The sequence below is a fragment of the Aquibacillus rhizosphaerae genome (assembly GCF_030282825.1).
Taxonomy (GTDB): Bacteria; Bacillota; Bacilli; order Bacillales; family Amphibacillaceae; genus Aquibacillus_C; species Aquibacillus_C rhizosphaerae.
The window spans coordinates 163,547-176,439 of record NZ_JASTZU010000036.1 but is presented as its reverse complement, the minus strand read 5'-3'; the positions used below and the strand labels follow the sequence as shown (position 1 = coordinate 176,439).

Here is a 12,893-nt window from a genome sequence, read left to right as displayed (position 1 = left end):
GTCGCATTTTTCCTTCGCTCGGTGAATTTTTCTTTCTTTCGAGTGAAAATAGTCCAATAAATATAAATAACATCTATCTCTAGATTAAGAGAACTATTAAAAGTGAAGGCAGAATGCGTAGACTCCTCGAAAATAAAATTCGATTTTCTTCGTGCGATGTGAATTCAGGTAGCTTTCCTTGTCCTACGGGAACAGCAAATGTTTTCGCTGGGACTAGTAATCGCAGTCCCACGGGTGAGGATCCACTCAGAAGCGATATTCTTCTGAGTTAGCTGAAGTCGTGCCCGTGGAGAGCGAAGTGTTCTGACGGAACGGAGTAATACATCTCAATTAACACTCAAACAGAAAAGAACTTTACAAAAGTTAATAATATTTAATGCGTACTTTATATTTTATCTGTCCTAAATTTTTTTTGGAAAATTACCTTTGGTTTTGATCAAACTATTATCAGTTCTCTTAACTTTTTTCAGCCACAACTACGTACTAAACAATGCGGTATTTCATTAAGCCTATTTCCCAAATGGTAAAACGTGGTATATTGTTAATAAAATGGTTCCAACTAGTGCAAGAAACCCCATGAATAAGTATAAGTATCCGCCCCCCATTGAATCGATTAGTGAACCACCTAGTAAAGAGCCAATGATACCAGAAAGGCCAAAAAACACAGAGACAAATACAAGATGTCCTGTTGATTGTAAGACTCTTGGAATTAACCGTGTGACATATTGAAATGCAGATAAATAAAAGACCCCAAATGTTAATCCATGTAAGAATTGTAAAGCCACAATAAATATCGGATCATCTACAAATGAATAAAAGAACCAACGAATCGTGTACAGAAAACCTGCGCCGATGATAAAAATCAAAGGATGAAACTTTTTGAACCAACGCCCTGCAAGAGCAAATACCAAAGCCTCACTTGCAACACCAACAAACCAAGCTATTCCTATGAGACTTTCACTTCCGCCTAATTGTGAAATATATATACCAATAAAGCTGTCATTCGCACGATGAGAAATAGTAATAAACATAATTAGGACTAAAAAAATAAAGAAAGGTCGACTACTAAATAGTCTTTTAACATCACTCAATTGAATTTTTCCTGCATCAATTTTGACATCCGTAAGTTTCAAACAGACGACTAACGCCGCTGTACCCAGAAGTAAGTAAGGCCACACCAAGTATTGAATCCCAACAGCTGAAAGAAATTCACCAACGAGTAAAGAAGATGTTGCAAAACCGATAGAACCCCATGTTCTAATCGTTCCAAATGATATCCCCAAATGATCTGCTCTTCGTTGCGACAAACTATCTCCTAATGCGCCTATTGGTGCAGAGAAAAAGAAAAAGATAGCTCCTAGTGTTAATAGTAGAGGAACTGTAGTCATTTGTAGAAATATAGAACTACTGATTAATAATCCAATTAAACATATTATTAAAATACGCTTTACTGTTTGATATTTATCACTCATGAAACCCCAAAACGGTTGTGAAACAATAGCCGCCATTGGACCTATTGCTAAAACCCATCCTATCTCCTTACCACTCAACCCTTTATATTGTAAATATAAAGGTAAAAAACTAACTATAATCGTATTTGCACCATGAAAACAGAACAATAGCATTTTTAAAGGAACGATTGAATCTCTGTTAGACACTGAAGCTTCTCCCCCTATTATGTTGAGCATTTTACACGCTAAAATCGCTAGTCATGTTTTTGAAAAACTATGAAACTTCAACATCACTCTTCTTAAAAAAAGAAAACCTTTTCAAGTTTATGTATGTACTACTCTAATCAATACTAACTCGCATCTAGTCCTGCTTGTAACCTCGCCGTTAATAGAAAAAAGCTAAGCATGACAGTTATATCTTAACTTTGACAGTACGATATGAATTTTTCATTATCTAGGTAATTTAAAATAATCATTAATATGAGCGTAGTCTCCAGCCATTCGTCCAATTATGTTTAGTTTATCCGGATCTACTTTATCATTTTCTGAATAAACATCATTGTCGATATGGTAGCAAACAACCTCACCTAGAATGAGATGACTGGTACCCACGTTAATAATTCTATCTAACTTACACTCCATAGCAATTGGTGACTCTTTTAACCTAGGAGCTTTTACGTATTCACTTTTTGCCGTATTTAGCTTTGCTACGTCAAATTCATCAATTTCTGATTGGTAGAATTTACTCGTTTCATACATCTGATTAGCTAGTGATTCTGTAACAACGTTAACAACAAATTCGTTCGTTTCCTTAATATTTGCTAACGTGTCTTTTGTGTTATTTACGTCCCCACTTCCTACTGAAAAACATAGCGTGATTGGATCTAAAGACGCTACAGTATAAAAGCTGAATGGGGCTATATTATGAATGCCCGTTTTATCTATTGATGATACCCAAGCTATCGGCCTTGGTACAACAACACCTTTAATTAACTTACTCATGTTGTGGTTGTTAAACTGATCTTTTTTAATGATCATTTTTTTCCCCCGCACTTTTTATAATCGATTTTTTTAACCGTTAAACTTAATTTACAATTATACTTCTAATTTATCGTCATTAAAAGTTTAAATAATTCCATCCATTGTTAAACAAGATAAAAACAGGAAAGCTAATAACCTGTTTAGGTATTGTAGCTTCCCTGTTTAGAAAAACGATAATTAATCTTGAAAGTTATCTTTAATAGCTAACGCTCGTTCAACAGTATCATCCATCAACTTCGATAACTGTTGATTTCCGTTTGATAAAGTTTCAACTGTTGCATTCATCTGTTGTAAGCTTGCAGATGCTTGTTCAATAATTGCAGCTAAATCGTTCGTGGAATTTTCCACTCCATTTGATTGTCCTTGGACTTTTTCAGCTAGATACGTGAAGCCTTTCAAGCCTTCATCCAATTTATACATCGTGCTTGAAATTTGTTCGAAATAGCCTGTAACTTCACCTGTAGTTGTCACATTAGTCTCAATATTTTGCCTACTTTGCTCCATCTTATCGATCGCTTGCTTGTTACTGGCATTTAAATCAACTAAGTTCGTTGTAATTTTTTCTGTTGTTTGTCCAGTTAGATCAGCTAGCTTACGAATTTCGTCTGCTACCACAGCGAAACCTTTACCAGCTTCACCAGCACGCGCTGCTTCAATTGACGCATTAAGTGCCAGTAAATTAGTTTGCTCCGTTATCTCTTTGATTGTACCTGCAAATGTATTTGTTTCAGAAATCTTTGCTGTTAATACTTCAAAGGTTTCATTTAAATCTTGGATAACCTTTTCTAACGTCTTATTATTTTCGTTCAATTCATTTATTTTACCTTTACCATTTTCCGTCAACTTACTTGCTTCGTTTGAAGCCCCATATAAATCAATCGATTTACGATGTACTTCATCAATGTTAGTTTTAGTATCATTGGTATTTTGTGCTATTTCTGATATTTGCTCTGATTGTGTTTGACTTCCAATCGATACTTCATTAATAGCAGCGGCCATTTCATTTTGAGAAGTTAAATTGGTTTGCAAATGATCATTCACTTCTGAAATACTTTCAATGATTGCTGTGACATCTTGTTCCAGACGTGTTTTTTGGGTTTCTTTCCGGTTCGTTTCTTGTTCTGACTGAAGTAAAAAGTCTTCTAACTTTGCTGTTTGGTCCTGCGCTAAACGGATTACTACATAAAAAATAATTCCAGTTAATAAATAAATTAAAATGGTATAACTAAATAACTCTTGGATTACCTCTTTGTTATCAGTTGCTAAGAAATTGTTGGCTAAAATAACTGCAAAACCTAATGAATAGCCATAGAAAAATATTTTTCGGTTCAAGTGAATCGCTGAATAAATTGCCATAAATAAGATTATCAATATAATATTAATGCTACTATCTTTTACGAATACAAAAAGGAAATTAAAAGCATAAACAACCGAAATCATTAAATAGGGTAGTATATTCGGTTTTTTCATTATTTTTTGGAAGACGACATATAGCACTACCACTAACAGTAAATCAACGCTATAAATACTTAGTGTGAAATAATCACCTTGACTAAATGTCAAAGCAATTCCTGCACCCATTGTGATCATTATGGTAATCAGCATTAACGTGTTTTTTTTCATCGTATCTTGTAACTTCATATTCTCAACTAAATTCATTGCCACTCCTCCAATAACTCGAATATTGTATATTCCTGTCGTATATTATCATTATATAGGAGCGGCCAATAATTAACAATTTAATTTTTTCAAATAATTGTCACTAAAATGTTTATTTCATTGTTCTGAATCTTTAAACATTTGTGATAAAATAGGCAAATGCCAGAAGCTGGCGAACTAAAAACACACGATAACAATATAGTATAGGAGGGAAACAAGTGGAAAAAGATAAAAATAGTTTAGCGCGTGCAACCGGAGAAAAAAGTGTCGATAAGCTTGAATTCCGTGTAGGTGCTTTTGGAGCAGCTGTTCCACTTTTGTTTTTTGTCATATGGGCAATTACTACAAGTGTATTACAACTGTCATCAGAAATAGGACTTGTAATGGGGGCAATGTTTGGTCTAACACTTGGCCTCTTTTTTTGTCGAAGCAAGTGGGCTGATTATGCACAAGGATTATTTGATGGATTAGCTCAACCTATCGGAGTAATTGCCATGGTAGCTTGGTTTTATGCGGGCATGTTTGCCCAAGTTTTACAAGTAGGTGGATTGGTAGAAGGGCTTGTATGGATTGGTTCTTTCACAGGCTTTACAGGTGGACTTTTCGTTGCATTAACTTTTCTACTAGCCGCAACTTTTTCTACTGCAGTTGGAACAGGCTATGGAACAACAGTGGCATTTTGTACATTAATGTATCCTGCTGGGGTTGCAACAGGAGCAGATTCTACCATGTTATTTGCAGCGATTCTTGCAGGCGCAGTATTTGGCGATAACTTAGCACCAGTCTCTGACACCACAATTGTTTCTGCAACAACACAGGATGCGGATGTGCCGGGTGTTGTACGAAGTCGGTTCAAATACGCGATATTTGCTGCGATTCCAACGACAATGTTATTCGCCATTTTTGGTGGGGGTAGTGAAGCTGTTGCAGATCAATCTGCAGTTGCTACTATACAAGATTCAACCAACCCTAGTGGTCTAGTAATGTTAATACCATTTGTAATCGTTCTAATTTTGGCTCTTTCTGGTCATCATTTAATTACATCGTTAACTTGGGGTATTATTTCAGCAATTTTAATTATTATTTTCTTACAAATAGGAACACTAGCCGATATCATTCGATTTAACCCTGACTCCGATGCAATTGTAGAAGGAGCTTTAATAAATGGGATAACAGGCTATATAAATATGGCAATTTTAATTTTATTAATCGTAGCTTCTGCTCATCTCCTCAAGCTAGGTGGTACGATGGATGTTATTACTAAAGTATTAGTAAAATGGATCAAAACATCCATTCGTCGTGCTGAATTTGCTATTTGGGCAATCGTTGCTTTATTAAATAGTGCAATTACAATTAATACAGCAGCGGAAATTGCCGCAGCACCATTTGTACGAGAACTAGGTGAAAAATATCATATCCATAAATATAGGAGAGCCAATATGTTGGATGCTGTCACTTCAGCACTCGGTTATATCTTTCCATGGGGGGCGCCAGTCTTACTCGGATGGTCTACGATTAAACTGATGAAAGAAACGTATGAGTGGCTTCCAGTTGTACAACCAACTGCTGTGTTTCCATTCGTCTTCCAAGGTTGGTTCTTGGTCCTTGTTATGCTTATTGCCGCCCTTACTGGTTGGGGATTACGTTACCAAGGGAAAAATGATGAAGAGTTAACCGAACCACCTCGTGATTAGTCATATTTGGTAACAAAAGTGCAGGGCACCGCTGTTTATACATGTGATCCACATGTAATATTTTATAAATAAAAGGAAAAACCAATGACGGTTTTTCCTTTTTCAATTATGCTTCAGTACGAGAAAACCTCATTGTGGCAAGTACAACAAAAATTATACTAAGAAGTGCTACAACTATAATTTCTTCTGAAAACGTAATGATATGATTAAAAACGGTTAAGTCCAAGCCCATCGCTTCTCTTAAAGCAGGAGCCATTTGGTCGGGTTGAAGTATAATTTTCTTAAACATATCAACAGAATAAGTAAGTGGATTTATTTTCACTAAAAAGTTCATCCAAGCAGGCATACCACTTAAAGGAAATAAAGCACCTGATAAAAATAGCATAGGGAAAATCAATATCTGAATGATCATTTGGAAACCTTGAGATGTCTTTAAAGAACTTGCTATTAAAAGACCTAAAGAAGAAAGCGCAAATGCTACCAGAAACATAACTGGTATTAATTGAAATATCATTACGAATGAAATGGATACACCAATAAAAGGTACAAAAATGAGCATCATTAATCCTTGAAACAACGCAACTGTGCTTCCACCTAATACTTTTCCAATCGCAATCGAAACTCTAGACATTGGTGAGACGAGAATCTCTCGCATATAACCAAATTCTTTATCTTGAACAACGGATAGTGCCGAAAATATTGCTGTATTAAATACGGTCATACCAATGATACCAGGAAACATAAATTGCACAAAATCAAAATCTGCTAATGGTCCTTGATTAGCTCCTCCCATCATGGAAGACATAGCACCACTCATGCCACTACCAAACAAAATCAAAAACATAAATGGCATTGCAAAAGACCCTATTAATCTAGCTCGGTCTCTAAAAAACTTGATTACATCTCTTTGCCAAATCGCTATTATTCCTTCCATATTAATGCGGCCCCCTTTGCATATTCTTCTTCATTAAATCCTTTTGTGAAACCGTTTCTTCACGAATTTCTCTACCCGTAAGGTGTAAAAATACATCATTAAGAGTCGGGCGCCTTAAGTTCACACTTGTTAGTGGGATATCGAACTGCTTTACAAATTCCACTAAGAACTCACTACCTTTACTGACTTGAAAACTAAGTAAGTTATTTTCCATTTCTGTTACTTCCGTTTGGTACGTGTCCTCTATTATTTTTTTTGCAGTTTGATTATCTTCCGTTGAAACTTCAATAATATCTCCACCAACATTAGATTTTAATTGTTCAGGTGTATCTAGTGCAATCAACTGACCATTGTCCATTACTGCAACACGGTCACATATTTCAGCTTCATCCATGTAATGCGTCGTAAGAAAAATTGTTATACCTGCTTTTTCCTTGAGCTTTAATATATATTCCCAAATGTGTGCTCTTGTCTGTGGATCTAACCCTACAGTAGGTTCATCCAGAAACAAAACCTTCGGATAATGCAGTAAGCCTCGAGCTATTTCTAATCTTCTTTTCATGCCGCCTGAAAACGTCTCAACGATGTCAGACCTCCTATCAGTTAAATCAACTATTTGTAATACTTCTTGAATTCGTTCTTCTCTTTTTTGTTTTTCTATTCCATAAAACTTACAATGTAACATCAAGTTCTCATTGGCAGTAAGCTTCTCATCTAATGTTGATTCCTGAAATATCAGTCCAATACTTGCACGCACCTTATTTTTCTCTGTTACGTTATCGTAACCATTCACCTTTGCCATTCCTTCTGAGGGTTTTATAATTGTCGATAACATATTTATTGTTGTACTTTTCCCAGCACCATTAGGACCAAGAAATCCGAAAATCTCGCCTTCTTTTACATATAAATCAACGCCTTTTACAGCTTCAAAATCTTTATATCTTTTTTTCAACCCTGACACTTCTACAATATTCCCCACACAAACCATCCTTCCTGTATCTATCCTTCATCATTTTTCAAGAAATCTCTTAGCGTTTGAAGCCCATCTACCATTTTATTAACTTGCTTTTCATCTGCACCCTCTACAATATTTGCTAAAAAGTTGGCAACAGTTTGATGATAGAATGCATGTAGATCATTGAGTTGTTCGGCTGGTTCTATATAAACAACTCGTTTATCAGCATTACTTCTTACTCTTTTGATATAACCTTGCGATTCCAAACGGTCTAAAATTCCGGATACTGTACTATTAGCAAGGCTCATCTTCTTGCTAATATCACTTACTTTTAATTGGGTTTCTTCTGCAAGCATAAATATAACCATCATCTGGGGAGGTGTTAATTGTGAATCTTTAAATGCTTCTCGCAATCGATAGTTCATAACAGCATTTATTTCTTTAATTAATGATGCAATTTCTGCTCCTGGATTTTTTTTCATTTTAATACCTACTTTTAATTATTGTTCTTCCATATTGTTCGCAAGCGAATATTTCGCATACGAAATATTATATCATAGATCACACATGAAATTCATTTTTGTAAACTTATTTTAATAAATCAATTTTTTTTGATTTAATGTTGTAAAATGAAATAGTTGACATTATAATTTAATCAACAATTATTGATATAAAGGGTGATAATTAATGTCAACTGAAATCACAGTTACTGATGAAACGATGGAGACAACTTTTCAAAAGTATGAAAAAAAATTTAAAGCACTTGCTGATAAAAAACGATTAGAAATTATGAATTTGATTTGTCAAAGAAGCTCTTTATGTGTTTGTGACCTTTCAGAATTAATTGACATGCCTCAGTCTAAATTGTCTTATCATTTAAAAATCTTACTTGATGCAGAACTACTAATAAAAGAAACAAGAGGTACATGGAGCTATTACCAATTAAATGAAAAAGAAGTTAATCACCTTTTATCTGAAGAGTTATGCTGTTTATTCCGCCCATCTTAATGGGTAGCTTTTGATTAATTAATCAAAAAAAATTGATTTATTGGCTTGGGGGAATATTTATGTTTTTGGATACGTTTGTTAGTTTTATTAAAATTGCACTTGAATTAACTATTTTGTTTATTGTTATCTCGTTTGTAATTGGTTTATTACAAGGTATTTTTCCATTTGAAAAAATCGAAAAAATGTTGTCAGGTAAGAACAAAATTATTGGCATACTTTTTGCATTGATTTTTGCTTTTGTAACGCCTTTTTGTTCCTGTTCAACCATTCCAATTGTGGTTAATATGTTACATAAAAAAATACCGTTTGGCATTGTCATAATATTTCTATTTTCGTCACCAGTACTTGACCCTACTATCTTAACTATTATGGGTGTTTTATTGGGGTGGAAGGTTGTTATTATTTACACGCTGTCGACTGTACTTCTTTCAGTCTTAATTGGCCTATCGCTTGAAGCATTAGGATTAAATAGAGCGGTGAAAGATGTGGTCATGACTGGATACCAAGATAAAACCAAAAAGTTCAGTTTCAAATTTGCTTGGAATGAAACTTTTAAACTGATGAAAACTGTCTATCCTTACTTAATCGTCGGGGCTGCAATTGGAGCAATTCTCCATGGTATTGTTCCTACAGAATGGATTTCCAACACGTTTAGCGGAGATCACTGGTGGTTAGTTCCTCTTGCCGCTGTATCAGGTATACCGTTATATATTCGTTTATCTAGTATGATTCCTATATCCCATGTGCTAATAATGAAGGGAATGGCACTTGGTCCGGTTATGGCAATGATGATAAGTTCTGCTGGCGCAAGTCTACCCGAAATAATGCTTTTAAAGTCAATATTTAAAACTGAATTAGTTGTATTATTTGTTCTTTCCGTCATTACGATGTCTACATTTGCAGGCTTCATCTTTTATATCATATGAATGAATAAATAATCAATTTATTTTGATTAATTGAAGGAGGTGAACTTTATGAGGCGTATAATAAATAAATTATGTCAAAGGAAAAATAAAAGCAATTCCGACTGCTGCGACATTAAAATAACAGCAGTCACTAAGCTCCCCAATGAGGAACCTTGCAAGAGTGAAAAAGAAAAAATTTTACAGAATCATGATTTCCATACTTAATATCCGTAAAAAACCAGCTAACATTTTTCCATTACTTATTTATAAATAACTGTGTCCAGTAATCACCCTGTTTCGTGTACCCAACTCCAATATGCGTTGTTTTTTCACTTAAAATATTTTCACGATGTCCGGGGCTATTCATCCAAGCTCTAACTACTTCCTCTGCAGACTGTTGCCCTGACGCAATGTTTTCTGCTGCATTTGAATAGGATACACCTAGTTCTTCAAGCATTTCAAAAGGTGATCCGTAGGTTGGGGACGTGTGCGAAAAATAGTTATTTGAAGCCATGTCTTCCGCCTTTATTTGCGCGACTCTACCCAACTCGTTATCTTCTTTTAAAGGTTGTAAACCCTTTTGTTCACGTTGTTGATTAGTTAAAGCAATTACTTCTGATTGGATGTCACTAACTGAAGCAGCATTTGTATTATCTGCTGTCCTCTGTTGATCTTCAGGGGCAATTCTTACCCCTGTATTATTTGAACTATTTTTTTGATTATAGATCGTTTGATTTGGTGTAGTAAATATATTCTGTTCTCGACCAGGGTTTACCGGTAAATCTTTTCTCATCCTGTTATTTTCACCTTGTTGTTCAGATGATCTATAGTTAACTTGATTAGGTGTATCGTCAACCTCTGGATATGCTTGATCTTGACCTGTATTACATCCAACTAGTATAAAAATTAAAGTTAAACATGATCCCAAAATTTTAATTTTCAACTTTATCACCTCTTAAAAGTTATTCTTTCATACTATCTACTAATTAAAAGTTAATTATTCTCTTTCCTAAGAGGTTTTCTATCCATTCTAAAAAACCACAATAAAATTGTGGTTCTTACGTGTTTATATAACATTAAATTTAGCTAAATGTTAATTGAAAATCGGGTATGATTTCTCCTATCTTTTCTTTTCTTGCATTTAGTACTGGTGCATAATGATATGATTTCAATTGCTTGAAAACGGATGAATCTCGAATGCCTAATTGACGCAAAACTTCCATGGAAGCTACATTTGTTGCACGCTCATTTCCATCTTCTACCTTAATGGCAACACCTATTCCTTTACTTTTAATCCCAAAACAGTGCACGCCTTCAGCCCCAAGCTTTGCAACAACCTCACCATTAAATGCTTTCATTAAATCTGTATCAAATCGTTTCGTTCCTGCAACCATTTCTGGATAACGAACCATCGCTTCTCTAATCTGGTTTAAAGTATTTTTCCTTAGTTCGCTACCCTTATGCCACTTTTCTGGAGTCGCTAACCTTCCGAATGCGATAGCGATATGATTCAATGGAAGGCTATGAACAGGAAGTCCGCAACCATCTACTGACATTTTAATTTCATGTTGATTGTAATCACTTATATTAGCAATAACTTCTAAAACTTGTTGTTGATACGGATGTGACATTTCGCGATAACGATGCAAATCAAAATTTTGATTCATACAACCTACCAACATCCCTGCATGTTTCCCAGAACAATTACTGTATATAGGTGTAAGCTCACCACCATTTTTAATCAATTGTTTATAGCTATTCATATCCCGAGGAATCTGGGTACCACATTGCAAATGACTTTCATTTAGTCCTATCTTTTCTAGTACTCCACTTACTGTTTGTCTGTGGAAATCCTCACCATTATGGCTGCCACAAAATATAGCTAATTCCTGTTCCAATATGCTATATTGTTGAGTGGCACCTGACTCCACACTTGGAACCGCTTGAAACGGCTTCAGAGATGAACGTGCAAAGGTAGGTCTTTGGGCATCTCCGAAATAAGCAATTAAATCTCCTTCTGTATTTATAATGGCGATATGAATTTCGTGTGTACTTTCTAAATGTTCTCCCCGATACACTTTAATTGCAGCACTCTTCAATGTTGAATCCCCCCTCAACTTCTTTTAATCTCGAAAATATAGCTTCTATAAGTGATGTAACCATAAGGATATAAAGACACCAATTGCAGTAATAAAGCCTACACTTGGTCCACCTTCTTTAAATGCTTCTGGCATCATTGTTGATGCTACCATTGAAATGATTGCTCCTCCGGCAAATGCACTCATGATGGCTTTAATACTATCGGATGCGGATTCGAGTAGAACCCCTCCCCATGAGCTGATGGCTGAGAAGAATACAACAAATGACCACAACACAATTATTTTTTTCTTTGAATACCCGCTTCTTTGCAAACCAACTGTACTTGAAAGACCTTCTGGTAAATTGCTAATAAAGATTGAAATGACAAGTGCTAGACTAACTGATTCTCCACCGATAAGACTCATACCGATCATTGCTGACTCAGGTAGCGTGTCCATAATAGTTCCAACAAAAATACCTAAACCAGCACCTGAATCTGATGCTTCTGAATTTGAACTTTGTCCTTCAGATTTCTTTCTTTGATGTCCTCCACCATGTGAAACAATGATATCTAAAATGGTAAATACTAAAGCACCACCAAGGAAGCCAATGGCAATTTCTTTAAATCCACTTAACTCCAGTGCACCTTCCAACAATTCATATGTTGTTGCTCCTATTAAAGCTCCAGTGCCTAATGCCATAATAAAACCAATGATTCTTTTTGGAATAGAAAATTGGAGAACAATTAAAGCTCCAATCATTGTTGCAGAAGCTGCGATTGTTCCCCAGAGGATTGCGTTCCACATGTCGAAGAGGCCTCCTTAACTTGTTTATAAGATTAATCTTCATCTTAAGCCTCTTCAAATTGTGAATATATTATACTTGTTTATACAAAGCTTTTTTTATAAAGACTGTTTTATAAAAGCCTTTTTTTGACTCGAAAATTTCTGGAGTAGCTTTTATAAGCTTACAGATTATCGTTTTCTTAAAGCGCGTCTTTCTGCATATTCTACACACTTATAACAGACAAGCACATCATTTCCTTGGTCATCAATATAGTTTTTTGGTTGAACGGCTTTTTGATTACAAATATAACACTTCTTAGTTTTAAATAAATTTAATAACCAACTCATTGATAGCCCTCCTATACCTATATTCTACGTGACA

General features: G+C 35.1%; 13 protein-coding genes. 3 read left to right on the top strand and 10 right to left on the bottom strand.

What is annotated here, in order from left to right:
* Window positions 1-509: 509 nt before the first annotated feature.
* The 3 genes from QQS35_RS11420 to QQS35_RS11410 all read right to left on the bottom strand — a co-directional run bounded on the left by QQS35_RS11420 (window position 510) and on the right by QQS35_RS11410 (window position 4,151).
* Window positions 510-1,658, bottom strand: a complete 1,149-nt coding sequence (locus QQS35_RS11420; RefSeq protein WP_285932256.1) for an MFS transporter — start codon at window positions 1,656-1,658, stop codon at window positions 510-512.
* A 243-nt stretch (window positions 1,659-1,901) separates the two neighbouring features.
* Window positions 1,902-2,489 (bottom strand): flavin reductase family protein, encoded by a 588-nt coding sequence (locus QQS35_RS11415; protein ID WP_285932255.1) that lies wholly within the window; start codon window positions 2,487-2,489, stop codon window positions 1,902-1,904.
* Between the two features lie 180 nt (window positions 2,490-2,669).
* Window positions 2,670-4,151, bottom strand: a complete 1,482-nt coding sequence (locus tag QQS35_RS11410; protein WP_285932253.1) for a methyl-accepting chemotaxis protein — start codon at window positions 4,149-4,151, stop codon at window positions 2,670-2,672.
* Window positions 4,152-4,369: 218 nt separating this feature from the next.
* Between QQS35_RS11410 and QQS35_RS11405 the strand changes: the two genes are divergently transcribed.
* A complete protein-coding gene (locus tag QQS35_RS11405) occupies window positions 4,370-5,845 on the top strand; it encodes a Na+/H+ antiporter NhaC family protein (RefSeq protein WP_285932251.1) in 1,476 nt (491 codons plus the stop codon).
* A 106-nt stretch (window positions 5,846-5,951) separates the two neighbouring features.
* Here QQS35_RS11405 and QQS35_RS11400 read toward each other — a convergent pair whose 3' ends face one another.
* The 3 genes from QQS35_RS11400 to QQS35_RS11390 are packed head-to-tail and all read right to left on the bottom strand — an operon-like array spanning window position 5,952 to window position 8,216.
* Window positions 5,952-6,779, bottom strand: coding sequence for an ABC transporter permease (locus QQS35_RS11400; protein WP_285932249.1), 828 nt, complete (start codon window positions 6,777-6,779; stop codon window positions 5,952-5,954).
* Window position 6,780: 1 nt separating this feature from the next.
* Window positions 6,781-7,758 (bottom strand): ATP-binding cassette domain-containing protein, encoded by a 978-nt coding sequence (locus QQS35_RS11395; protein WP_285932248.1) that lies wholly within the window; start codon window positions 7,756-7,758, stop codon window positions 6,781-6,783.
* Between the two features lie 20 nt (window positions 7,759-7,778).
* Window positions 7,779-8,216, bottom strand: coding sequence for a MarR family winged helix-turn-helix transcriptional regulator (locus tag QQS35_RS11390; protein ID WP_285932247.1), 438 nt, complete (start codon window positions 8,214-8,216; stop codon window positions 7,779-7,781).
* A gap of 205 nt (window positions 8,217-8,421) precedes the next feature.
* Here QQS35_RS11390 and QQS35_RS11385 point away from each other — a divergent pair, with 205 nt between their 5' ends.
* Window positions 8,422-8,742 carry an ArsR/SmtB family transcription factor gene (locus QQS35_RS11385; protein WP_285932246.1) on the top strand — a complete coding sequence of 107 codons (321 nt, stop codon included), beginning with the start codon at window positions 8,422-8,424 and terminating at the stop codon, window positions 8,740-8,742.
* A gap of 59 nt (window positions 8,743-8,801) precedes the next feature.
* Window positions 8,802-9,668 carry a permease gene (locus tag QQS35_RS11380; RefSeq protein WP_285932245.1) on the top strand — a complete coding sequence of 289 codons (867 nt, stop codon included), beginning with the start codon at window positions 8,802-8,804 and terminating at the stop codon, window positions 9,666-9,668.
* 235 nt (window positions 9,669-9,903) lie between these two features.
* Here the strand turns inward: QQS35_RS11380 and QQS35_RS11375 are convergent, their stop codons facing one another.
* The 4 genes from QQS35_RS11375 to QQS35_RS11360 form a co-directional block, all read right to left on the bottom strand.
* On the bottom strand, window positions 9,904-10,590 hold the full coding sequence (locus tag QQS35_RS11375) for a CAP domain-containing protein (protein WP_285932244.1): 687 nt from the start codon (window positions 10,588-10,590) through the stop codon (window positions 9,904-9,906).
* A 139-nt stretch (window positions 10,591-10,729) separates the two neighbouring features.
* On the bottom strand, window positions 10,730-11,746 hold the full coding sequence (locus QQS35_RS11370; RefSeq protein ID WP_285932243.1) for an asparaginase: 1,017 nt from the start codon (window positions 11,744-11,746) through the stop codon (window positions 10,730-10,732).
* Window positions 11,747-11,791: 45 nt separating this feature from the next.
* Window positions 11,792-12,532 carry a ZIP family metal transporter gene (locus QQS35_RS11365; protein ID WP_285932242.1) on the bottom strand — a complete coding sequence of 247 codons (741 nt, stop codon included), beginning with the start codon at window positions 12,530-12,532 and terminating at the stop codon, window positions 11,792-11,794.
* A 168-nt stretch (window positions 12,533-12,700) separates the two neighbouring features.
* On the bottom strand, window positions 12,701-12,859 hold the full coding sequence (locus QQS35_RS11360; protein WP_285932241.1) for a hypothetical protein: 159 nt from the start codon (window positions 12,857-12,859) through the stop codon (window positions 12,701-12,703).
* Window positions 12,860-12,893 lie beyond the last annotated feature (34 nt).